At 41.7% G+C, this 24659-nt stretch carries 19 protein-coding genes and 1 pseudogene; 9 read left to right on the plus strand and 11 right to left on the minus strand.

Annotated elements, in window-relative coordinates; genetic code table 11:
- Positions 1–460: 460 nt before the first annotated feature.
- Positions 461–1303, minus strand: coding sequence for an MBL fold metallo-hydrolase (locus tag IQ274_RS12600; protein ID WP_228058164.1), 843 nt, complete (start codon positions 1301–1303; stop codon positions 461–463).
- A 498-nt stretch (positions 1304–1801) separates the two neighbouring features.
- On the opposite strand from IQ274_RS12600, the gene IQ274_RS12605 reads away from it, so the two are divergent.
- Positions 1802–2068, plus strand: coding sequence for a precorrin-3B methylase (locus IQ274_RS12605; RefSeq protein WP_041565178.1), 267 nt, complete (start codon positions 1802–1804; stop codon positions 2066–2068).
- 148 nt (positions 2069–2216) lie between these two features.
- Positions 2217–3041 (plus strand): alpha/beta hydrolase, encoded by an 825-nt coding sequence (locus IQ274_RS12610; RefSeq protein WP_194142456.1) that lies wholly within the window; start codon positions 2217–2219, stop codon positions 3039–3041.
- Between the two features lie 700 nt (positions 3042–3741).
- Here the strand turns inward: IQ274_RS12610 and IQ274_RS12615 are convergent.
- The 3 genes from IQ274_RS12615 to IQ274_RS12625 form a co-directional block, all read right to left on the minus strand.
- A complete protein-coding gene (locus IQ274_RS12615) occupies positions 3742–4749 on the minus strand; it encodes an aldo/keto reductase (RefSeq protein ID WP_194142457.1) in 1008 nt (335 codons plus the stop codon).
- Between the two features lie 235 nt (positions 4750–4984).
- The gene (locus IQ274_RS12620) at positions 4985–5419 is read right to left on the minus strand and encodes a hypothetical protein (RefSeq protein WP_228058166.1); all 435 of its coding nucleotides are present in this window, start codon (positions 5417–5419) and stop codon (positions 4985–4987) included.
- A 198-nt stretch (positions 5420–5617) separates the two neighbouring features.
- Positions 5618–5920, minus strand: coding sequence for an RNA recognition motif domain-containing protein (locus IQ274_RS12625; protein ID WP_094327537.1), 303 nt, complete (start codon positions 5918–5920; stop codon positions 5618–5620).
- Positions 5921–6317: 397 nt separating this feature from the next.
- Here IQ274_RS12625 and ilvA point away from each other — a divergent pair, with 397 nt between their 5' ends.
- Positions 6318–7829, plus strand: coding sequence for a threonine ammonia-lyase, biosynthetic (gene ilvA, locus IQ274_RS12630; RefSeq protein WP_163935143.1), 1512 nt, complete (start codon positions 6318–6320; stop codon positions 7827–7829).
- A gap of 153 nt (positions 7830–7982) precedes the next feature.
- Here ilvA and IQ274_RS12635 read toward each other — a convergent pair whose 3' ends face one another.
- The 4 genes from IQ274_RS12635 to IQ274_RS12650 all read right to left on the minus strand — a co-directional run bounded on the left by IQ274_RS12635 (position 7983) and on the right by IQ274_RS12650 (position 12553).
- Complete coding sequence (locus tag IQ274_RS12635; RefSeq protein ID WP_163935140.1) at positions 7983–9008, minus strand: hypothetical protein; 1026 nt, start codon at positions 9006–9008, stop codon at positions 7983–7985.
- 10 nt (positions 9009–9018) lie between these two features.
- On the minus strand, positions 9019–9264 hold the full coding sequence (locus IQ274_RS12640) for a hypothetical protein (protein WP_114083336.1): 246 nt from the start codon (positions 9262–9264) through the stop codon (positions 9019–9021).
- 921 nt (positions 9265–10185) lie between these two features.
- Entirely contained in the window at positions 10186–10683 is a 498-nt protein-coding gene (locus tag IQ274_RS12645) for an Hsp20/alpha crystallin family protein (protein ID WP_194142458.1), read from the minus strand.
- Positions 10684–11077: 394 nt separating this feature from the next.
- Positions 11078–12553, minus strand: a complete 1476-nt coding sequence (locus tag IQ274_RS12650) for a TonB family protein (protein ID WP_163935134.1) — start codon at positions 12551–12553, stop codon at positions 11078–11080.
- A 343-nt stretch (positions 12554–12896) separates the two neighbouring features.
- Between IQ274_RS12650 and IQ274_RS12655 the strand changes: the two genes are divergently transcribed.
- Both IQ274_RS12655 and IQ274_RS12660 read left to right on the plus strand, forming a co-directional pair.
- Positions 12897–13550 carry a MotA/TolQ/ExbB proton channel family protein gene (locus IQ274_RS12655; protein WP_163935132.1) on the plus strand — a complete coding sequence of 218 codons (654 nt, stop codon included), beginning with the start codon at positions 12897–12899 and terminating at the stop codon, positions 13548–13550.
- Positions 13534–13935 (plus strand): ExbD/TolR family protein, encoded by a 402-nt coding sequence (locus IQ274_RS12660; protein ID WP_163935129.1) that lies wholly within the window; start codon positions 13534–13536, stop codon positions 13933–13935. Before IQ274_RS12655 ends, IQ274_RS12660 begins: the two co-directional genes overlap by 17 nt.
- A gap of 88 nt (positions 13936–14023) precedes the next feature.
- Here IQ274_RS12660 and IQ274_RS12665 read toward each other — a convergent pair whose 3' ends face one another.
- Entirely contained in the window at positions 14024–14788 is a 765-nt protein-coding gene (locus IQ274_RS12665) for a thioesterase II family protein (RefSeq protein WP_194142459.1), read from the minus strand.
- 65 nt (positions 14789–14853) lie between these two features.
- Here IQ274_RS12665 and IQ274_RS12670 point away from each other — a divergent pair, with 65 nt between their 5' ends.
- Entirely contained in the window at positions 14854–17082 is a 2229-nt protein-coding gene (locus IQ274_RS12670) for an NACHT domain-containing protein (RefSeq protein WP_194142460.1), read from the plus strand.
- Positions 17083–17891: 809 nt separating this feature from the next.
- Here IQ274_RS12670 and IQ274_RS12675 read toward each other — a convergent pair.
- Positions 17892–18353, minus strand: a complete 462-nt coding sequence (locus IQ274_RS12675) for a globin domain-containing protein (RefSeq protein WP_194142461.1) — start codon at positions 18351–18353, stop codon at positions 17892–17894.
- 169 nt (positions 18354–18522) lie between these two features.
- Between IQ274_RS12675 and IQ274_RS12680 the strand changes: the two genes are divergently transcribed.
- The 3 genes and pseudogenes from IQ274_RS12680 to miaB all read left to right on the plus strand — a co-directional run bounded on the left by IQ274_RS12680 (position 18523) and on the right by miaB (position 22050).
- On the plus strand, positions 18523–19956 hold the full coding sequence (locus IQ274_RS12680; RefSeq protein WP_194142462.1) for a carotenoid oxygenase family protein: 1434 nt from the start codon (positions 18523–18525) through the stop codon (positions 19954–19956).
- 119 nt (positions 19957–20075) lie between these two features.
- Positions 20076–20657, plus strand: a pseudogene (locus tag IQ274_RS12685) (Uma2 family endonuclease).
- Positions 20658–20685: 28 nt separating this feature from the next.
- A complete protein-coding gene (miaB, locus tag IQ274_RS12690) occupies positions 20686–22050 on the plus strand; it encodes a tRNA (N6-isopentenyl adenosine(37)-C2)-methylthiotransferase MiaB (protein ID WP_163930633.1) in 1365 nt (454 codons plus the stop codon).
- A 70-nt stretch (positions 22051–22120) separates the two neighbouring features.
- On the opposite strand, the gene IQ274_RS12695 is transcribed toward miaB, so the two are convergent.
- Positions 22121–24550: a hypothetical protein gene (locus tag IQ274_RS12695; RefSeq protein ID WP_194142463.1), complete on the minus strand. Its 2430-nt coding sequence runs from the start codon at positions 24548–24550 to the stop codon at positions 22121–22123.
- Positions 24551–24659: the final 109 nt, after the last annotated feature.

Consider the following 24659-nt stretch of genomic DNA (forward strand, 5'->3'; position numbering starts at 1 on the left):
TGAATCTACTGAAATGAGAAAGCAATCAAGCATTTTGAGAAAGCAATATGCCTTTTTACTTGCTGAATCTACCGAAATGAATGCGCGATATACCGAAATGAGAAAGCAATTAAGCTTTTGAGAAAGCAATATGTCTTTTTGCTTGCTAAATCTACCGGAATGGGAAAGCAATCAAGCATTTTGAGAAAGCAATATGCCTTTTTGCTTGCTAAATCTACTGAAACGAGAAAGCAATCAAGCATTTTGAGAAAGCAATATACCTTTTTGCTTACTAAATCTACTGAAAGGAGAAAGCAATATGCTTAATTGTTTATTGAAATTGACTTGAGCAAGTAATTAGAACCTTGACAAGCTTAAGTAAGATATTTTACTTTGAGTTAATTACATTGAAACTCATAGACGCATCTCAGCCGAACCTTAAAAACCTTATAATTCTGTTGAGATGCGTTGAGTTTTTTAGCTAATTAAAAGCTGTTGAGCGCGAATTGCCTTCCTGCAATTGCAAATTATCTTGGTCAGCAAAAGTTTTGAACTCGATCGCATCATGGCTACAAAAGAGGCGCACTTCACTACTGTGGTCGAGTGATAATGCACGCAACTTATCTTGATTAGAAAGTCGAGCCTTGCGGTCTACCTCCATAAACCATTGGTAGGCACGCAAACCAGGTGTGCAAACTCGTTTAGGAGAGCCGATTTCGTGTCGGTAAAAGTAAGCATCGCCTGCATGTAAGAGCCAGCCTTCAGATGTCTCAATAGCGACACCTGCATGACCCCGTGTGTGACCAACGAGCGGTATCAGGAGAATTTCGGGCGGTAATCCTTCGAGGTTACGTACAGCCTCAAAGCCAAACCAAGGTTCACCACCAGCCGAATAATACTTCCAATTTTTTACTTCATCCCACTGGCCAGGGCGGTAACGTTGCGATGAGATAAAGCCCTGCCGTTCCCGCGCTGCTTCAATTTCACTGAGCATTACATGCACGGTTGCTTCTGGAAAATCTTCCAACCCGCCTGCATGGTCAAAATCAAGGTGAGTAAGTACTATGTGGCGGACATCGCGTGGGTTTAAACCAAGCTGTTCAATAGCCGCAACCGCCGTGTATTTTTGTTCAAACTTGATGCGATTCAAATTCATGAAGAAGGGGCTGAGTCTTGATAATGGCGCTTTAATATCGCGCTGACCAAAGCCTGTATCTATAAGAACGAGTCCCTGCTTTGTCTCAATAAGCAGACAGTGACAGACCAGACAGGCTGTTAGCCCACGGCTAAAACCGTCGAAGAGTGCCCCACCAATTGGGCACATACAACCGCAATTAAGATGATGAATACGCATAAATGATTCTACTGAGCATTAATCTCTTTTAAAGATGAAAAAATACGAATAATCACCATACTTAGGAGTGAACAAATTTATGTTTTCACAGAATTTGATTGCTGAGTTAGTTTTGCTGTCTGTGTGTGAAGAAGGCAGGAGGCAGGAGGCAGAAGGTTGCAATACAGTGTAGGCTTCTCTACGAGACGCTACGCGAACAGACCTACACTGATAGCGCAGCGTTAGCGACGCAGGAGCGTCTTGCAGGACACCAAATCAAAGATTTTGGAGTGGGGCTTAAACCCTTGCTCCGCAATGGTTCGCAGCAGAGGGCAGAAGGCAGTATTCTGTCTGCCTCCTGCCCTCTGCCTTCTGCCTTTCTTGCTAAAGTTTAATTAAATCGATTGGCGAGTTTGACTTGCTTGGGTTGTAATTGTGAGAATGAGTCTGACTCGCTACGATCGCATTAGAAATTTATCGCATCTGAGTATGGCAAAGCAGGATGCTCCACTCACAGGAGAAGAACTGATTAAAGAAGTGTGTCGGCGGATTCGGGTAGCCCGCAGCTATTGGGATGCTCACAATAACGCTGCTTGTCGGGGTGAACGCGATCGCGCATTAGCCCTTTACAATACATTGAGTAAGGAACAAAAAGATCAGATTCCGCAAGTGTTGCGGGTGTGGTTGCGCTATCGCAGTGAGAAGTACTTTGGCGCACACCGAACACCACCCAAATCAGCACGAAAATCAAAATAGTCTTTACTGGATTTTTAGATAGGGGCAATACTCTGCGGGTACCTGTTGGAAAACTCTTAAAGTATTGCCCCTACAGCGTGTACTTTTGCGTAAGTTCTGTAAACAAATGATTGATGGTTGGAATCAAGGTAAATAAAAATAAAAACTAATGGAAAAACAGCAACTAATAAAATTGCTAATTGGTGATTTTACTTGGCAAAGACTGCTTAAATCTTTTATTTTTATTTATATATTTTTTGCTGGATATGTATATTTTAGGGCAGATAGTATGATTTTTCTATCTCGTCCTTCTAGTTATCAGGATAATCCAGAAATTATTAAGTTAAAAAGTGGAGAAAATACAAATATCTCAGCTACATATTTATTAAACAATAAAGCTAATTACACTATTCTTTATGTTCATGGAAATTCTGAAGATTTAGGAGATATTAAACAAATCCTAGAAAAATTACACGCATGGGGCTTTAGTGTCTTTGCTTATGATTATCGTGGTTATGGTACGAGTCAAGGAAAGGCGACAGAAAGCCACGCATACGAAGATATCAATAGCGCTTACAATTATTTGACCGAAAATCTAAAAATACCACCTGAAAGAATTATAGTTTTGGGGCGTTCGGTTGGTGGCGGTTCTGCGGTAAACTTAGCGATGCGAAAACCAATAGCTGGTTTAATTATTGAAAGTTCGTTTATTTCCGCTTTTCAAGTAATAGTACCTTTCAGGATTTTACCTTTTGAGAAATTTCCCAATCTGGACAATATCAAAAAAGTAAAATTTCCAATACTAGTTATTCATGGCAAAGCAGATGATGTCATTCCTTTTGCTCATGGAGAAAAGTTGTTTAATGCTGCAATATCGCCAAAGCTTCATTTGTGGGTTGAAGAAGCAAATCATAATGATTTATTCTGGATAGCTGAAAACAAGTATCAGAAAGCTTTGCAAGAGTTTACTACTCTTGTAAAGGCAAATCAGTAATTATCCTCTCACCCTATTCTCCTTTAACCCTCCTTAATCACTCTCGTCATCATAAAATTTGAAACCACTACTACTCATTGCTTATTTACTTAAATAAACGATTATAACTTTAGTTTGCATAAAAAAGTCCGCTTTCGCGGACTGTGGACATTGGATAAGGTTAAGTTGTCACCAAGAGTGTCTACAAGATGTTAGACTCAATATTCATTCTTTCTTAGTACACTTTAAAATTCAAGTTCTTCAGAGCAAACATTAGGACATAACTCATTGATTTAAGTCTTTAAAAAATTATCTAAAAATATATTTTACGGAATTTTAGAAGCGATTTATAAAGTGAAAATAAAATTATTGTAGGGTGTGTTAGGCGCATATTTCGATATTATTTGTCACAAAGAATATGACTGAGCGCCTAACGCACCTTGTTATATAGCGGTGCGTTAGGCTAAAGCCGTAACACACCCTACTTAATATTTTTTTTATAAATGGTCTCTTAATTACGTATATAGTCGATACAAAAACTATTCTTCATAAAATAACGGTTAAAATATCGCTCTATTATAATCGAAAACTAGTACTTTATATTACTAATTCATCAGACATAATTAAGATATTTATGTCTGGATTTATATAAAATTTAAGTATTTTTGTTTTCAGACTTAAACCAGGTTTTTGCAAATTTAAATTAAGTAACGTTGAAATTTCACTTAGTTTGAAAGATATTCTGTACCATTTTCTTGCCTACATTCGCCGCCGCTTTATCTAACTCTGCAATCTCGCTGACGTTTAATTGCCAACCTAAAGCACCAATATTTTCTCTTGCCTGTTCTACGCTCTTGGCTCCAGGGATGGGAATGGTTTCTTTACAGATGCACCAATTAATTGCTACCTGTGACATGGTTTTGTTTCTGAACTGTGCCACCTCTTGCAAACATCCCAAAAGCGAACTGCCAGCAGAAGCCGCTCCGCGTCTACGCATTCCTGGTAATATCTGCCTAAACAACAGACCTCGAATACCTTTAGGCAAAGGACCTTGCTCAGAGTATTTTCCTGTCAGTAGTCCCAAAGCTAGAGGGCTGTAAGCAATCAATTTAATTCCCAACTCATCACAAAGGTCTTTAAGACCTAATTGGGTGACAGGATATGTAGACAACAAAGAGTATTGAACTTGCAGAGTAGTAATAGGAACACCTCGTTCAGCAAACTTTTTCTGCACTTGCTTAAGCTGTTTAGGCCCATAATTGGACAGTCCTACTCCCTTAACCAGTCCTTGCTCATATAAATCGGCAAGACCATCTAACAGCCCTACCTCTTGCCAAGGGGCGTAATTTGCTGTTGACCAGTGCATCTGTACCAAATCTACGTTTTTTCCTAGGCGTTGGGCAGATGACTTGCAAGCTTTTACCATTGATTGACGTGTCCATCTCCACGGGTAAGCAGCCAGCTTAGTCGCAATACAAATATTTTCTTTGTTTGAACCTATATATTCTCGGTTGAATCGTCCCAGAAGTAACTCACTTCGACCATTCAATCTCCCAGTTCCGTAAGAATCACCCGTATCAAATAAAGTCACACCGTTGTTTACGCAAAGGTTAAACACCGCTTGCAACTGGTCATCCATACTTTCGTCATATCCCCAAAGCAGTTGATTGCCCCAGGCCCAAGTTCCACAGCCCATACTTGGGAGGGAGAGTTTTTGGAGAGTCTGCATGTTTGCTCTCTGTAGATTGCCTTATTAATTATCAGGCATATATTGCAGGTATTAACGCACAAGTAGCAGGATTAGCTGATAAATGAGGAGAATCTTCTAGCAGTCGTGCAACCTTGTCTATTTTGTTTTAAAAGTTGACAAATATTTTGGACATTCACCAAAGTAGGTTCGCTACTTTGGTATTAGATAATATACATTTTTAGTTGCTTTTAACTAGCAACTTAATCACTAAGTATTAAGATATTGTCGAATTTGCAAGAAGCCTAGCTTTCTGAGTCCAAGCGTTATTAAAAAAACCAACCTCTGGCACTTCCAATTCAAATGAATGAGGTGGTGATTGTAGCAATAAGGACGAACCTTTGTCATGAGCCTCCACTAAATTAACTATCCAGGGAAGAAAGTCTAAGATTTCTTTTGGTAGCACAGTTAATTCGAAGTCCCACATCAAATTAAGACCTCGGCAAACTTGTCCTTTTCTGAACGTCGCCACTCTCCCAGCACTCTTGTTTATAGCCAGTCGAAGAATGAACGGACGGAATGGGACAAATTCATCAGGTGCGGTATAAGCGTATACATTTACATAGTTTAGTCTTTCCCTACGATCCATCCAAGATGCGATCGGGGAATTACTACTATAAGATGTACCAGTTACGATCACCGGCATATTCATAGAAGCAGCGAAGTTAGAGTAGAACTTATGCCTTAGTTCGCTAACAATATGTTTAGCTTCTGGGTTCATGGCTGCTACACCTATTACAAAAACGATACCTACGGAAAGTTAGGCTAACAAAAATCAACAGAAGCACAAAAAAGGCAGACGGCCTTGTCTGCCTTCAAGACTTTAGAGCTAAATTCTTAGCTTTAGACCTTAATAACGGCGAGAGGAACCACCATCACCACCCCTTCTACCGCCAGAGGAACCCCCATCAGTCTTGGGTTTAGCTTTATTCACTTTTAAGCTTCTACCCATCCACTCAGCATTATCAAGGGCTTCAATTGCTGCTGTTTCTTGTGCGTCTGATTCCATTTCTACAAAGCCGAAACCTCTCATCCGACCTGTTTCTCGGTCGATAGGTAATTGAACATTTTTTACCGTTCCGTATTCTGCAAAAACGTGGCGGAGGTCATCTTCTTTAACCTCATAAGATAGATTACCAACGTAAATTGACATACAATATCTCCAGAATCAGAGGGTGCAGAGATTTAGATGCGGAGAGGTCTGTAATACAAGTATCTATAAAAACAAACTACACAGCCGAATTTAATCTTCTATCGATACTTTATCATAAATTGAAAACTTATGTTCATAAGCAACATTATACTCATTTGTTGAACTAAATATCTGGACGGTTGGCGAAACTCTTTTAAAATGAACCTACCAGCGATCGCACTAAATTTTAAGTTACAAAAAATGCAATTACTGATACTTATTTCTCTTCCTAAAGGATTAGTAATATTGAAATTTAATTCACTCAAAATTACAAAAGAATGGAATTAAATAAAACCAGTGCGATCGCTTGTAACGTAAAATTAGTTTTCATCCGGCATTTGCTAACACCTTGACACCCATGTATTGCGACTACCTTATCCAAATCCTGACTGCCCGTGTATATGATGTTGCCCAGGAAACACCACTGGAGTATGCACCAAATTTGTCTGCGCGGTTGAATAATCAACTCCTGTTGAAACGTGAGGATATGCAGTCAGTATTTTCCTTTAAACTGCGGGGTGCTTATAACAAAATGGTGCAACTACCATCAGATGTATTAGCACAGGGTGTAATTGCAGCGTCTGCGGGCAACCATGCTCAAGGAGTTGCCCTTGCAGCCAATCGCTTGGGAACCAAAGCAATTATCGTCATGCCAATAACCACACCTCAAGTCAAGGTAGACGCAGTGAGAATGAGGGGCGGAGCAGTCGTGTTACATGGAAACACCTACGACGATGCTTATAGCTATGCTCGTGAATTAGAAGTGGAAAAAGGTTTGACCTTTATTCATCCCTTTGATGACCCTCATGTAATTGCTGGACAAGGAACCATCGGGATGGAAATTTTACGGCAATATCAGCAACCCATCCATGCAATTTTTGTCGCAATTGGAGGTGGTGGATTGATTTCTGGGATTGGGGCTTATGTAAAACGATTGCGTCCTGAAATCAAGATTATTGGTGTTGAACCAGTAGATGCTGATGCAATGTCTCAATCGCTCAAAGCCGGTCATCGAGTGCGTTTGTCTCAAGTGGGGTTATTTGCTGATGGTGTGGCGGTGCGAGAAGTAGGTGAAGAAACCTTCCGTTTATGTCAGCAGTATGTAGATGAAATCATTTTGGTGGATACTGATGATACTTGTGCTGCGATTAAAGACGTATTTGAGGATACGCGATCAATTTTAGAGCCAGCCGGTGCATTAGCGATCGCAGCTGCCAAAGCTTACGCAGAACGAGAACAAATTGAGGGACAAACCTTAATTGCCGTAGCCTGTGGTGCAAACATGAATTTTGATCGTCTCCGCTTTGTGGCAGAACGGGCCCAGTTAGGCGAACGTCGGGAAGCAATCTTTGCAGTCACAATTCCTGAAGAACGGGGAAGTATTCGCCAGTTTTGTGAATGCATTGGCAACCGTAATCTTACAGAGTTTAATTATCGCATTGCTGATGAAAAAACAGCCCATATTTTTGTAGGTGTGCAAATTCAAAACCGTGCTGATGCTGCAAAGATGGTAGAAACCTTTGAAGCTCAAGGATTTGAAACTCTTGATTTAACAGACGATGAACTAACTAAATTACATCTGCGGCACATGGTGGGTGGGCACTCTCCCCTAGCTCATAATGAATTACTTTACCGTTTTGAGTTTCCCGAACGTCCTGGCGCATTGATGAAGTTTGTGACTTCCATGAGTCCCGACTGGAATATTAGCCTTTTTCACTACCGTAATAACGGTGCAGACTACGGACGAATAGTAGTTGGTATCCAGGTTCCTCCCCACGAGATGGAAGAGTGGCAAGCTTTTCTCGATAACCTGGGCTATCGCTATTGGGATGAAAACAAGAATCCCGCATACAAGCTGTTTTTGGGATAGGCGAGGAATGGGGAATGGGGAATGGGGAATGGGGAATAGGGAGGAAAGATGATTACTTTGAGCTTTGAACTCGGAACTTCGACTTCTGAACACAAAGCATAAAGCGCCAAGCTTAGAACTTACTATTCCCAATTCCCAATCCCCAATGCCCATTTAACGAGCCTTCGATATCAGATTGGAATCCCAAGTATAGAAGCCGATTTCGTTAGGAACCCTAGAGAATCTGCCTGTCCGATAGCCTCTAGATAATTCATTCAACACCTTATTTTTGATCTCTCTAATTTGCTGAGAATCTAGTTCTCCATAAATTCCGGTGATGACTTCAGCAACGCTGAAAACTTTACCTGGATTTTCTTCAAACAGAGAGGTGAGAGCATCAATTAAGAATTGACCCTCAAAGGCTTTGAGCATCGGTACTGTTTTTGACGGAGGTACAAAAGGCTTCTTATTTTTGTTTCTAGAAGCACCATTGCGTTTATTTGGGGCTACCAAATTTAAATCCAGAGTATAACAACCTGGCTCATCGGGAATAGTTACCCAGTAATTCCTTTCTCTACCTTGGGTGAGGGAAGATTGAACCCTACCTTTAACTACTTTGAATAAATTGGAATCTAACTCTCCATAAAGCGATCGCACGATAAAATCGATATGACAAACAGTGCCTATCTGCTCTTGCAATAGCTGTTTAATGGCTTCCATTCGGGAGATAGCGTGATTGTACTGGGGTAGCATAGGGATTTCTGCCACCCTCGTTGAACTATCGTTGTTCTCTGAGGCTATCTTTGCATCTGGCGATGTAGTTGGAAGTTTTCTCTCTTTTGTATCAACAGCAGCAGAAAAGGAATTATCGATCTCAACCTTATCCGAGTCTGTGGGTTCTGACTGTAGAGACTCCACCAAGCTGATTTCGTCCATGTCATCAAGAGGCGATAAAAACCGCAGAGAGCCTTCTGGGGAAACATTTGAGGTTTCATCAGCCGCCGTCAGTCTTGATATCTGCTTGTTGGGATCTGAAAAAGACCAGTTAGACAACAACGCTTCTACATGATCGAGTTGCGATCGCGCCTGCACAAAAAGGCGTTCATACTCTTCCGTGAGGCGAGCATAATAGTCTCGTAATTCCAACAGTGGTGAAAGAAAAGTGCCCGGAGGTGGTTCTAATTGTCCATTTTGAGTCATAAGGCTTCAATCAATTTAAATCGATGTCACTTTTGTAAGACATTGGTCTGGGTTTTGCCTTTTGAGATGTTGGCTGAGATTTCTTAGGTGCTTGGGGAGGGCGACATCTCTCACAATATAAAGGTCGAGGCCCGAACGTCTCGCGTTTTGTCAGATCGTTACACTCTTTACAGACAAACTGGAAAACACGAGTATGAATCTGTCTTTTGTGCGCCCTGACAGTGTATTCTCTAACATCAATGAATTTACTTGCCATAATCAGGATTGTGAATTGCCTTCGGATCAATGTCCTATCAATATAGCTATTCAAGCAAATCAAACTGCATCAGTGTGTGTTTATGTAGAAGTTTTATTCAAATCAGTGAATTTGACATTGAACATAAAGTACAGATGAGCAACTTGAGAGTTAGCCATTGACTATCATCTCAGCATATAGTTGATGATGAGCAAAAACTACCACCATTTCTATGATGCTTGATTGTGAATACAATTCCCACTACCTATAACTAGCTGCTTTTGCCTAACGTGATGCACTTTCGATACAAATGGGTAGTCTTCAACTAAAGCACAATCTCTCTCAATCATGCCAGTTTTGTAAATTGAAAAGCACATATCGGAATAATCTTGCCAAGAAAAGGCAAGCATAAGCTAGTAGTTCGCTTTCGTGACGAAAGCGGGGTAAAGGGTAAGGGGGAAGAGGGAAAGGTTTTAAATCCCTTACCCTTTCCCCAGACCTCACAAGCGCATTTTTGGGTTGGCAGACTACTAGTTTGGCTGGATAAGATTACACTTCGACAATAGTTTCTTAAAGACCTTTTAGAGGTGCTTGAATAGACTGTAAATTAAATCTTACCAGAGTATCCTTTAGTCCCTGATTTTGATTCATCTGGATGCAGAAACGATTTTCATCGACCTCATCAGGGAAATTGAGCATAGGGGAGTGCAAGATTATTCGCTTCTACTTTTATTGATAGAAAAATCAAGTTATTACCAGTGTGTATAATTGCCAATTATATAAAGTAGACCACTTTTAAGCCCTCTTCCCCATAGTAGATGGGTGACGAGTAGCAAAGCAATTTATGTATAAAGAATAACCACCTCCCGTTTTTAAGAAGGCGGTTCTCACAGCTAATCAAAATATCAGAGAAAGTCCAAGACTCCCGAATGTTGAATTGAATTAACCAAGATTGACTTTGACGGCTTTGTGTTTTTCTGATTCCGCTTTCGGCAAAGTTAACTGGAGAATACCATTTTTGTACTCAGCTTGCACTTTGTCATTTTGAATTTGGGAAGGTAACGGGATTATCCTCTGAAATTTCCCATAACGGAACTCAGACCGAGTAATACCGTTTTCTTCACTCTTGGTTTCAGTTTTACGCTCACCGGTAATCGAAATTGATTCGGGAGTTGCTTCTACATTGATATCTTTTGGTTCTAGACCAGGTACTTCTAGTTTCAAGCGAATTGCATCATCAGTTTCTTCTAGTTCAGCAGCAGGACTAAATATAAATCCAGACCTCTCACCACCATTAGTAGTTGGCATCAATCTGTCAAATAAACGATTCATTTGCCTCTGCAAGGTGTCGATTTCTCGGAATGGTTCCCAAGATTCAGTATCCCGAAATGGTTCTAAACGTTCACTATCCCGGAATGGGTTCCAACGCACCAGTGGCATAACTATCACCTCTAAGATGAACTATTTTGTCTTAGGAGGCTCAATTTCAAGCTTCTTAGCTTGCAAACAGCTGATAAAATGGTTATTAAGCAATCTTAAATTGCACAAAGCTCAATCTCAAGCTTCCTAGTTATTAGACTAAATCAACCTTCAAGTTGAGCAGGTTCGGTTTTATAACAATGTGCGATCGCAATAACCGTACCTGCTCAAATGCTCACAAAAAATCAGGAATTTCTACATCCTTCTAGAGACGTAACACTTCCAATACTTTTCGGTTAAGGGGTAAAGGGGAAAGGGAAAGGGTTTGAATTTCCCTTTCCCCTTTAACCTTTCCCCAGACCAAAAGAGAGATTATTGGGTTTATCCGAAAAGTATTGGTAACACTTCTACATCTCTACTCCTGACTTGTAGCAGGCGGTGCAGCAGGTTGCGATTGAGGTTGTTGGCGTAAACGGCGCAACGAGTCCCGCAACTTGTTCTGGTTAGAGCTATCTCTTCGCCGCCGCCGATTTGCGGTTGGTTGTGGCTTTTGTGATGAATTACTACCCGCTCGTTCAGTACGGATACGGCGTAGAGATTCTCTTGCACTTCCTTGAGAAGGAGTTGTCCTAGCTCCAGATGATGAGTTTGTACTAGTACTTTCCCTTCTTTGAGGTTCCAGTCGCCGACTAAATCCAGATATTGCCGGTCTTGTGACCGTAGCTTGATTAGATGAGGGTGCCAACTCTCTGCGCCTACGTTTTGGGGTTTCTTCTGTGGAGTTAGCAGCCGTCGTCTGTTGCGTTCTCTCTTCTGCTTCTCTTTGTCGTTTCCGTTCTTGAACTTGGCGCGATCGCCGGGAACCTTGTATGGCAAATTCAGTGGCTATTGATACCCCTTGTCTACCACCTTCTGCGGGTTTTAATTTCCAGTCACGCGCCTGTCTTACAGTTTCTTCGTCCAAATCGCGGTTTCCACTGGAGCGAGCAATCCGCACATTGGTAACATTGCCTTGTGCGTCAGTATCAACAGCTACTTCTACTCTACCTTCAACTCCTCGCCGCCTTGCTGCTTCTGGATATTTGGCATTACATTCGCGGCAGGCTGCACGACCATTACCATTACCTGAACTGTTAATTTTTGGAGGTGTTGGTGCTGTTGGCGCTGTTGCTACTGGCGGACGATTTTCTGTTTGATTACCAGTACCTGAGCCAATACCACTGCCATTACCTGAGCCAATACCACTACCATTACCTGAGCCAATACCACTACCATTACCTGAGCCAACACCACTACCATTACCTGAGCCAACACCACTACCATTACCTGAGCCAATGCCACCACCAGTGCCAGTGCCAGTTCCTCCACCAGCGCCAGTACCGCTACTTGTACCTACAGCAATACCACTACCTGAGCCTAAACCAACACCAGAGCCGCCACCGCCACCACCGCCACCACTACTCTGAGGAGCAACGGTTGTCACAGGGACGAATGGTTTCGGAGCAATTTGCGTATTTGTTGGCTGTGGGTTTTGAGTAGTTTGTTTTGGTTGTTCAACTGCTTCAATTTTTGGTCTTTCAATCAATTCTTGTACTGGTTTTTGTACTTGTGGAGTTTCTATAGATTGTTTTTGAACAACTTCAGGTTCTTTTTTGGGTTCTTCTAGAATTTTTTCAAGTGGTTTTTCTGGTTCCGCGGCCGGAGAATCGACGATCGCCACCTCTATCGCTTCATCTTCTCCTGTAGGCACTCTCGTCAAATAATTACTTATGCCTGAGGACAGTACGCCGATATGCAGCGCCAGTGAACCTATCAGACTGTAAGTCAGAAAAGACTTGAGAGCCTCAACTTCTTTGGAACGTTGCTCGACAGTAATGCCAGAAAAGCTCATAGCTATTGCTACCTATTCTCACTAATTTAGCCATCTTAGAATGCAAGGTTACAAATATCAAGTAAAGAATTAAAATTAATTGGAATATAGTTACGGAACCCTTCACTAGCAAAAACATCTTTTAAAACCACCAATATCATGGTTTTTGAACAAAATTAATTTTTATTTCAATTCAATTAAATTTTTTTATGTAAAGCAAACGAACAATTAAATAAAAATCATGATGGCTACATTTGAAAAATTTATCATTATATTTTATATTTTATTGAGAAAAAGTTTCAGTTTTGAACTAGATTCTGGTAGTCTGATTTTGTATTGTGAGATGACGTGATAGAGGCACTACATGGGAATTCAGAATTTGTTTGCAGCAGGTGGTATCGTCATGTGGCCCCTGTTGGCGTTTTCGGTATTGGGTGTGGCACTGATCATTGAGCGGATCAGATTTTGGGTAAGGATTAATCAGCGTCAAAATCGGGTGGTGCGAGATGTTTTGAATCTCTACCGTCTCGATAATGTTGTCGGTGCAATGGATAAACTTCAGAAAAACGCAGATTTACCACTCGCCCGGATTTTTCTAGCGGCTTTAGAATTAGAGGAGCCAAATCCAGAGGAATTTCGTTTGGCGTTAGAAAGTGAATCGCAGGCTGAGATACCTGTTTTAAAACGTTTCCAAAACCTTTTCGAGACAATCATTAGTCTGGCACCATTGTTAGGTCTTCTCGGCACAGTATTAGGATTGATAGCCTCCTTTGCTTCCTTAAATCTTGGTGACGTAGGAGGTAGCAAAACCGCAAGTGTTACGGCTGGGATTAGTGAAGCTCTAGTATCAACAGCATCAGGATTGATAGTTGCTATATTCATACTCATGTTTGCCAATACCTTCCGGGGACTGTATCAACGGCAAATTGCACTAATTCAAGAGTATGGGGGACAGTTAGAATTACTTTACCGCCGCCGCTATGAACGAGGAGAAAAAACTTATGCGTCTACCAGATGAGCCAGAACTTCCATTACAGATCAACATCGTGCCGATGATTGACGTGATTTTTGCAATTTTGACATTTTTTATCATGTCAACTTTGTTTTTAACCCGCTCAGAAGGTTTACCAGTAAATTTACCGAAGGCCAGCACAGCGAAACAACAGCAAGTTCCCACTAGAATTACCATTACGGTAGATGACAAAGAACAGGTAAGTTTAAACCGGAAACCGATAGCAGTTGATGATGTGACAGAGCAAGTACGTGCTTTAGTTGGTTCTAACCCAGACGTGTTGGTGATTATTAATGCTGATGAGAAAGTTGATTATGGTCGAGTAGTAGCGGTGATGGATCGGGTTCGTAAAGTTGAAGGGGCAAAGTTAGCGATCGCTACCCAAAAATAAAAAGTAGAAATATTGTACATCAGAAGTTCAGAGAGTCAGGAAAATTTGATATTCTGACTCCTAACTCCTTTCTATCTAAAAACTAATATCAGCTACCGTTACGCATCTGCAATTCTTGATATATAAGTTTAAGTAATAATTCTTGGTGGGAATGGATGAAAAAGTGGTCGCCATTGAACTCATGTAATGAGAAAGCAGCGATGGTCTGTTCTCGCCATGCTTGTAAAGCTTCATGACTAATGTCTTGGTCTTGCAAACCACCAAAAGCAGTAATAGGACACTCCAGTGGCTGCTTTGGAGTGTAAATATAAGTTTCTAGAACTGCAAAATCTGCCCGCAAAATCGGGAGAAATATCTGCATTAGTTCCTCACTTTCTAGCACTGCTTTGGGTGTACCGTTAAGGCTGCGTAGCTCGTCCTGCAAATCATGGTCTGAGAGGATATGCAGGGGTGGTTTGATGGGTGGCAATTGCGGAGCGCGACGAGCAGAGATGAAGAGGTGAAAGGGAGTAAGATTATACTGAGAGCGAAGTAGACGGGTCAACTCAAAGCTAACTAACCCGCCCATACTATGACCGAAGAAGGCAAATGGCTTGTCTAAGTATGGTAACAGAACTGGAGCGATCGCTTCAGCAAGAGGTTCTAATCGCGTCAAGGGTGCTGACTTAATCTGTCTTCCCCGTCCTGGATATTCCACAGCACAGACCTCGACATTACTCGGTAGATTATTAGGCCAAGTGCGAAAAATTGCCGCGCTACCACCAGCGTAGGGGAAGCAAAATAAACGCAAGTTTGCTTGCGGATTTGGTTGGGGACAGATAACCCAGGAATTGAAGCTTGGTGTAGTTGTCATAAGAGAGCTTAGAGTTGGATAATACAACTTTGCTTTAATTTTTAGATATATTCACTGATAATCTTATGACAGGAATGGAACCTTGGGCTATATCAGCCGTTAGCGGTGTCGCCGCTATGGTTTTCCAAAGCGGTGGTCAGGCTTTAGGAGTATTAGGCAAAACCCTGGATGAAAAAACCAAGAAGTTAATTTTTGCTGCATCAAAGCAATATGAAAAGAACTACGAAGAACGGCATGGCATTCTCAAAGTATTGGGAATGCGGGAACCTGTCAAGCTAGAATCGATCTATACAGCAGTTCAGTTTTTAGGTCATGATGCTATCCGTAGTTTTGAATCCATTGAGAATTTAGAAGAAGTCTATCGCCAAGCAAAAAGCCGAAGTTTTCAATCTCACGATGGTAAAAAACAAGCAGGAATTAAAGTTGCTAACAATAAACAATATCTGATGGTGCTTGGTGGCCCTGGTGCCGGAAAGTCTACATTTGTGCGGAAGATGGGACTAGAAGCACTCAAAGGTAAAAAAGGAGGGTTTAAATATGCCTGCATTCCAGTTTTTATCGAATTGAAAAGGTTTGCATCCGGCAATATCGATATTAAAGCATTTATTACTGAAGAGTTCCGTATTTGTGGCTTTCCATCACCAGATAAATTTACAGTTAAAGCTCTAGAAGAAGGTAAGTTACTAATTTTGCTGGATGGTTTAGATGAAGTACCAACAAAAAATTTGACTGAGGCAATTAGCGAAATTCAAAATTTTGTTGATAAGTACAATAATAATCGTTTCATTGCTTCCTGTCGCACGGCGGCTTATCGCAGCAGTTTTCGCCGCTTTAGCGATGTGGGAATGGCAGATTTTGACGACGATCAAATTCACCAATTTATTGATAACTGGTTTCATTGTGAAGCAGACAAACAGGCGAAGACAGGCGAGAAATGTTGGGAGTTACTGCAAAAACCAGAACATGAAGCTGCAAAAGAGTTGGCGCATACACCTTTATTGCTGACATTTCTGTGTTTAGTTTATGACCGTTCCCAAAGTTTTCCAGATAATCGCAGTGTTCTTTACCGGAAGGCACTGCGGATATTGCTAGAAGAGTGGGCATCAGAAAAGCGAATTCTCAGAGAAGAGATTTATCAAGGACTGCATACAGAATTAGAAGAGATATTACTATCAGAGATTGCTTATACAGGTTTTGAGTCTGACAGACTGTTCTTTTCTGGGCGTGATATTGTTCAGCAAATCAAAACATTCTTAGCGAGTAATCTGAATGCACCCCAGCATTTAAATGGGGAATCAGTGCTGAATGCGATCGCTGTTCAACAAGGAATTTTAGTAGAACGAGCCGAGGATGTCTTTTCTTTCTCTCATCTAACGCTACAGGAATATTTAACAGCACAATATATTGATGACCATCGCCAAGTTGAGAAGTTACTTAATGAACACCTAATAGATAAACGCTGGAAAGAGGTGTTTTTGTTAGTAGCCGGGTTAATGCGTAGTGGTGCAGATGATTTGCTGCTGCTGATGGAAAAGGAAGCGCAAAAATATATTAATACCCCGAAGTTACAAGCTTTATTAAACTGGGCTGAACAGGTAACAGTTGGATCAGCAGGGGATTTTAAACCTGTGGGTAAACGTGCAGTTGCGATTGCGATCGCCAACGCCAACGCCTACGCCAACGCCAACGCCTACGCCTACGCCAACGCCTACGCCTACGCCAACGCCAACGTCTACGCCATCGCCATCGCCAACGCCAACGCCTACGCCAACGCCAACGCCAATGCCAACACCAACGCCAACGCCTACGCCAACGCCTACGCCTACGCCACCGCCAACGTCTCCGCCATCGCCATCGCCAACGCCAACGCCTACGCCAACGCCAACGCCAACGCCAACGCCAACGCCAACGCCTACGCCAACGCCTACGCCTACGCCAACGCCATCGGCGATGCCATCAAATATACTGATGATCTAAAAAAATTAGACATCTTCAATAACCTCAACTCTACTGGGCTGATCGCCCAACTGAAAGCACTTAAAGCTACAATTCCTGATGATCAACAGCCAGAGAAAGTACGTCAAGCATTTGCTAACCGCCTCCAAGAAACCTTACTCAATGCTTTCAATCTCACCCTAGAAATAATCGATTTATCTGAGGCAGAAGTGGAAGCATTCGGCAATTATCTCTACGCCAATTACCTCATCATCCAGTGTAAACAAGCAGCAGTGCGGGTGTCACCCCAAACCTGGGAAACGATTGAGGCGCGGATGTTGTTGGTTCCAGGTGGTTAAGCAACAATAAAAAAATGAAAAGATAGCCAGATAAACGCTCCATGAGTTCATTACAACAGGCTAAAGATACAAAAACTCGAACCTTTACAGCAATTTTGCACTGGGAAGAGGATGTTTATGTAGCTGAATGTCCAGAGGTGGGAACCGCCAGCCAAGGAGAGACGATAGAAGAAGCGATCAAAATTATACATAACTTACGCATTGAAAACCTGAAACCTCGATCTCCCCTAACCCCCCTTTTTAAAGGGCTACGGTGTACACACAAATCATCTGCTCCCCCTAAATCCCCCTTAAAAAGGGGGACTTGAAGAAATTTCCCCCCTTTTTAAGGGGGGTTAGGGGGGATCGAAACACTGTTAGACAACTTTATAAGACTTGTGTGTACACCGTAGTTTTTAAAGGGGGGGATCTTAAAAGCCCCCTTTAAAAAGGGGGTTGGGGGATCTCTTGTGCGTAAGTCCTACTATATTTAGAAGAGTTTTTGCTTGCTGAAGTCGCTACGCTAAAAGCTTTCATTAGCAAAATCAAAGTCGTTGTTAATACAACTTAAGCTGTTGTTATAAACGTTCAAGCTGTAGTTACTACAACTCCAGTTCTTATAAGTAAAATTGAAGCTGTTGTTAATACAACTTAAGCTGTTGTTATGAATGCTCAAGCCGTAGTTACTACAACTCCAGTTGTGATAAGTAAAATTGAAGCTGTTGTTAATACAACTTAAGCTGTTGTTATAAATGCTCAAACTGTAACTATAAACGTTGAAGTTGTTGTAACAAACCCTCAAGCTGTTGTTATGACACCAAGTCTTATCGTTAGGAATGCACAAGCTGTGGTTTTTTCTCTTCACCCACATATATATCATGTTCTCTATGAATGAAAACCTCAGACAATGCCTGATAAGCTTCAGTCCAAGCCGCCATCACTTCTTCTGTAGCTGCTTCCCCTAAAACATCTTTCATAGCTTGCAGTAAACTTTCTCCAACAATAGGATATTGCTCTGGTGTAACATGAGTCTGCACATGACGATGGGCAATCTTCTCTACCATCGACTTTAAAGCAGGCAAATTATCAATTTGGTTAGCATAGCTATAAACTGCTGTTGCTAATCTCGCAGGTTGAGAACCATCTGCTTGAGCAGACATACTAAATTGTTCTTTGATTTCTGGATGATTTTGAAACATAATTTCATACATCCGAGTTGTGATTTGCTGACCGTTCTTTTTCAAAACAGGTGCTGTAGATTTGACGATATCTATTGTTTGTTGGCTAACCATAGTTTTTTGAACCACTTAGAATCTTGATTGACTTCACTTTAGTGATTATTCCTATTGGTTACTATGAGCTAGCTCAGTTAACGAGTAATATCATTTCAAAAACTGCAACAAAGATGAAAATGTAAGAATGCAGGTATGTACATCGATAATTTATCAACCAAAATTTGATATGCATACCATTGAAAAAAAGTCAACTACAAAAGCTTGGGCAGGTGCGATCGCAGAACCAGCAAAAGAATTTCCTTCTACCCAACTGCCAATTATCTCTGGCAAAATTCCAGATGGCTTGCGTGGCACACTTTACCGCAATGGCCCCGCACGACTAGAACGCGGTGGTCTTGGCATGGGACACTGGTTTGATGGAGATGGAGCAATTCTGGCTGTAAATTTTACTGATGCAGTTGCAACGGGGGTTTATCGCTACGTGCAAACCTCTGGCTATCAAGAAGAAGCCACAGCAGGTAAACTACTCTATGGGAATTATGGCATGACTGCACCAGGGCCAATTTGGAATCAATGGCAAAAGCCCATTAAAAATGCTGCCAATACTTCGGTGATAGCACTTCCAGATAAACTTTTGGCACTGTGGGAAGGTGGTAAACCTCACGCCCTCGATTTACAAACTTTAGAAACTTGGGGCGAAGATGATTTAGGGGGGTTAACTAAAGGATTAAGCTATTCCGCACATTATAAGCGTGACGAGCAAACAGGGGAGATTTTTAACTTTGGCATCAGTCCTGGACAAAAAGCGACGCTTAATATTTACAAAAGCGATTCGACTGGCCGGATTATCCAACAAGCCGCATACCAGCTAGACGGTATACCATTTGTGCATGATTTTGTTTTAGCAGGACAGTATCTTGTATTTTTCATTCCGCCGGTGCGGTTGAGTATCTTAGCTCTGCTAATAGGGATAAACAACTATAGTGATTCGCTAGAGTGGCAACCTAAATTAGGAACTCAAATTTTAGTTTTTGACAGAGAAACCCTATCTGTAGTGAGTCGTGGAGAAACCGAACCTTGGTTCCAATGGCATTTTGGTAACGGTTATGCAGATGGTAGCGGTTCAGTGATTGTAGATATTGCCCGTTATGAAGATTTTCAAACTAACCAATATCTCAAGGAAGTAGCTACAGGTGAGACTCACACCTCAGCTAAAAGTACACTAACGCAAATTCATCTGCATCCCCAAACTGGCAAAGTTACGTCAATTCAGCAACTATTAAACAGACATTGTGAATTCCCGAATGTACCACAGCAAAACGTGGGGCAAGCTTCTCGATACACATATATGTCAACATTCCGTTCAGAAACAGATATTAGCCAAGAAGTACTAAATGCGATCGCTCGTTTTGATCACAATACCGAAACCCTCACCGAAGCAGACTTTGGAGAAAACCGTTATCCTTCAGAACCCATCCATGCCCAAAATACCCAAAACCCTGAGCAAAGTTGGGTGCTAACCGTCGTCTACGATGGTAATTCTCATAGTAGCGAAGTTTGGGTATTTGATAGCGATCGCCTGGATGCCGAACCCGTTTGCAAACTAGGATTACCCAGTGTCATCCCTCACAGCTTCCACGGCACCTGGAACCCAGCCTAATAACCCCTCTGTGTTACCTCTGCGTTAAAAAACAAGGTTACAGTAAAAACGAATAGCATTGATCAGACTTAATCGCATCTGGTCAATGCAAAATCAAAAATACCAAAAAATATTGCCCTATGCAATTACAAGAAAAACGCCATTATTCTCCCACAGAATACCTAGAACTAGAAGTCATTTCCGAGTATCGTCATGAATATATAGATGGTCAAATTATACCCATGACAGGTGGAACACCAAATCACAACCAAATAGCTCTTAATCTAAGTGCAACCCTCAATTTTGCTTTGAAGCGACAACTTTATCGAGTATTCATAGCCGATCAACGTCTATAGATTCCCAAAAAGCAAATTCATACATATCCTGATGTAATGGTTGTTGCAGGTTCATTAGAATTTTCTGAGGGACGTACAGATACAATTACTAATCCCTTAGTGATTTGTGAAGTGTTATCCAAATCTACCAGAAGCTATGACCTAGATGAAAAATTTGCGGCTTATCGTACCATTCCCAGTTTTCAGGAATATGTTCTCATCGATCAATACAAAAATCATGTAGAACAGTATTCTAAAACTGACGAAAATAAATGGATTTTCTCAGAGTATGAAGAAGAGAGTACTATCTTAACACTATCCTCTACTCAATTTCAAATCCCTCTATCAGATATTTATGATAAAGTTGACTTTGAGGCTAAAGAATAACCTCACTCTAACTGGTTAACTAAGCAACATGACCACTTCTAAACGCCACTACCACATCACTACCTTCGGCTGTCAGATGAATAAAGCTGACTCAGAACGCATGGCTGGCGTTTTGGAAGACATGGGCTTTGAATGGTCAGAAGATCCGAATAATGCAGATGTGATTCTCTACAATACTTGCACAATTCGGGATAATGCCGAGCAAAAGGTATATTCTTACCTTGGCAGACAAGCGAAGCGTAAACATGAGCAGCCAGATTTAACCCTCATCGTTGCAGGTTGTGTTGCCCAGCAAGAAGGTGAAGCGCTATTGCGGCGAGTTCCAGAATTAGACTTGGTAATGGGGCCACAACACGCCAATCGCCTCAAAGATTTGCTGGAGTCGGTGTTTGACGGCAACCAAGTTGTAGCAACCGAGTCTGTTCATATTATTGAAGATATCACCCAACCGCGACGGGATAGTAAAGTCACAGCTTGGGTAAATGTAATTTACGGCTGTAACGAACGCTGCACCTATTGCGTAGTTCCCAATGTGCGTGGTATTGAACAATCTCGCACGCCGTCAGCGATCCGGGCTGAAATGGAAGAATTAGGACGGCAAGGTTACAAGGAAATTACTCTACTTGGTCAAAATATTGACGCTTACGGTAGAGATTTACCAGGAACAACACCAGAAGGTCGGCATCTGCACAACTTCACAGATTTACTTTACTACGTCCATGATGTGCCGGGAATTGAAAGATTAAGATTTGCTACTAGCCATCCCCGTTATTTTACAGAGAGATTAATTAAGGCTTGTGCTGAGTTACCCAAAGTCTGCAAACACTTCCACATTCCCTTTCAATCTGGGGATAATGAACTTTTGAAGGCGATGGCGCGGGGTTATACCCATGAAAAATATCGCCGGATTATCGATACCATTCGGCGGTATATGCCAGATGCTTCCATTAGTGCTGATGCGATTGTTGGTTTTCCTGGGGAGACAGAAGCACAGTTTGAAAATACCCTGAAACTGGTGGAAGATATTGGCTTTGATATGTTGAATACAGCAGCATATTCACCGCGTCCAGGGACACCTGCTGCTTTGTGGGACAATCAGCTAAGTGAAGAAGTGAAAAGCGATCGCCTCCAAAGGCTCAATCATCTAGGAAACTTGAAAGTAGCAGAGCGATCGCAACGTTACTTTGGACGTATCGAAGAAGTTTTGGTAGAAGACCAAAATCCTAAAGATCAAACCCAGGTAATGGGACGCACTGATGGTAATCGTCTGACATTCTTCAGTGGGGACATCAAAGAATTGAAAGGACAGTTAGTGAAGGTAAAAATTACCGAAGTTCGCCCTTTTAGCCTCACAGGTGAACCAGTTGAAGTGAGACAAGCCATACCAGTATAAACAAGAGGGGTAAAGGCAAAAGGTTAAGGGGAAAAGGAACCTCACATTTAACCTTTTTTCTTCCTCAAAGCTACTTCACCTTAGCGCGGAAACGGACAAAACCGTAAAAATCTTTGACGAGATTGGGTAAATCTGGACTCCGTGTAATATTCACCACCACCGCCCCATTGATGTTAGCACCGCAGTATGATGGGACTGTCTCGTTAGCAGTATAAAAACGTCCGCGATCGCTATCTTGAGCATTAGTCAAATAAACTGTAGGAGTGCTAGAACCAAGCGCAAGAGCAATACCTTGATCTGCTCCTGATAAACCACCATCATTAGGAGTCAGACCATTAAAGGCAGTGGGAATAAAAGTAGTATTGACAGGAACTAAATCACAAATTTGAACACTAGTTGCATTACCTAGACCATTGGAAAGTAAGTAGATAGTGTACTCTAACTCATCTCCTGGTTTGACTATCCCAGCGTTAATCAATCCGCGCAAGTAATTAGTGGGCCATGTGTTACTGCTATCATCATCAGTGTCACGAGGAGATGCTACGTAGTTGGCAGCGCTAGGAGAAACGTCGCTGCGACCATCTACAATGTTAGTTAAATTCTGGCTGTTAATCCGCGTGATGCGTTTCACTAAAATTAACTGAGGTTTGCTAGCTGATAACGCAGTTAATGGCATAGTTACCGTAGCAGGTGTGGGATCTTCCTTACCTGCTTTGTCTACTGCGGCTACAGTAAAAGTGATGGTTGTAGCGCCATCTATATTCGGATCTACTTTTAGCTTCGTCGGATCGTAACTAGTAATCACTTGATTAGCTGTCACAGCTACACCGTTGTAGTACAGCGTCCCATTACTTGGCAGACTAACAATCTTGAAACTGTTGCTAGAACCAAGGTTCCCATCTTCCGGGTCAGTGCCAGATAGTGTTGGAACTTGTACAGTATTGGTTCCCCCTGGATTTGTTGTTGTAGATCCACTGACATTATTAGTATCGGGCAACTGCTCAATTCCAAAGTCCTTACTAGAGATGTTTGTAGCAGTATTAAAAGTAGCTGTCGTGAGTGGGCTAGTGTTGACCCAGTTAGATGGAAGGGATGGCACAGGGGCAGTATTACCTACAGTGCCAGCAGTTGTACTTAAGATAATTTTAACGTTACTTTGATTCAAGGGAACATTGAGAAAAGTATAAGTACCATCTGCGGCGACAGGTGTTGTTTTTAAGACGTTATTATTAGAATCTACGAGAATAGCATTTAATAACCCACCTGCATTGGTGCCAGTTTCCGAACCAGTATTGATATTAGTAAAAGTATTGTTAGCACTATTGTCGGCATCATCCCAAACCTTGCCGCTAAGGAAATCATCATCATAGATTGTGTAGCTGGAAGCGATCTTTGGAGAACCACCACAAGTTGTTGTTGAACTGGCGAAAAAACTAGATGAAGGTTGTATGGTAAATACAATTGTCCTCACACCTTGAGGAACGTTATTGTTAATAACAGTAAAAGGAATGGTAAAGACACTAGTAGCATCACTGCCGTCGTAGTTACCCGCAGGAATACTGATATTAAAGGTGGATGTGTTTGATATTGTGTTGTAGTCTGTACCCAAAACGGCTGTACCAGAAACTGAAATTGAAACACTGATCCCACCAGTTGGCACTAAACCAACAATCCTAAGTTTAGGTGGGTTAGTAGTAGGGTTAGTTTCCGATTCTGCTGCACCACCTGAACTCGCCGTGAACTCAAGCACCGGTTTACCAGCAAATTGGACTTCATCAAGGAAGTTGCCTATAGTATTGTTTCCGCCCGCCGTGGAAACAGCCGCAAATCCTACAGGTTGAGTGGCAGAAGCGCCAGTGTAAGGCACTGTGCCAGTGTATCTTACCCAGCCATTTCCTGCATTATTATTACTTACAGTAGGAATAGTTGCACCATTCTGCGCTACTGGTTGTGCCATAACTGTTCCATTGCTAGTTGTTGAGAATGTGCCAAAAATAGTTGATGTTGGATTGGTATTTAGTCCAATTAAAAAATTGGTAACATCAGCCACAGATGAACTTGAGCGCCCGCGATGTAAAAGAGAGAACGTGATCGTTTCATCTTTGATTAGGCATATATTCTGATACAACTCAGAATTTTGCTCTGCATTTAACTCAGCAAATTGATTTCCTGCACTAGTTGGTATCGTTGCTGTGCTAGCACCATTAAATCCTGTTTTCCAAATCTCAATCAGTGGTACATTTCCTGGAGATACATAACCACTACAATTACCTGTTCCCGCCTTGACTGAGCCATGAGTCGTTTCCCAACCAGGGATAATACCTGGCGATACTTGAACGTAACATTGTTGACCAACATTACCAAATACAGGTTGCTCAAAGCTGGGATTTAGGAACGATCGCTGGATATATTGAGCTTGCGCTACTGTAGGTTGAAGTACTAATGTCGCACCGAGCAATCCCCAGCTAAAAATATTAAAATTTTGCCATAAATTCTTCATTAGTAAATCACCATAAAATAACCTTTAAAAGATGCTGATTACCTGAACCATAATCATCAATGAAGGCTGATTATCCTCAAACAAATCTTCAGTCTCTAGCTTTCCCGAA

Origin of the sequence: Nostoc sp. LEGE 12447 (assembly GCF_015206985.1) — a bacterium.
Taxonomy (GTDB): domain Bacteria; phylum Cyanobacteriota; class Cyanobacteriia; order Cyanobacteriales; family Nostocaceae; genus Nostoc.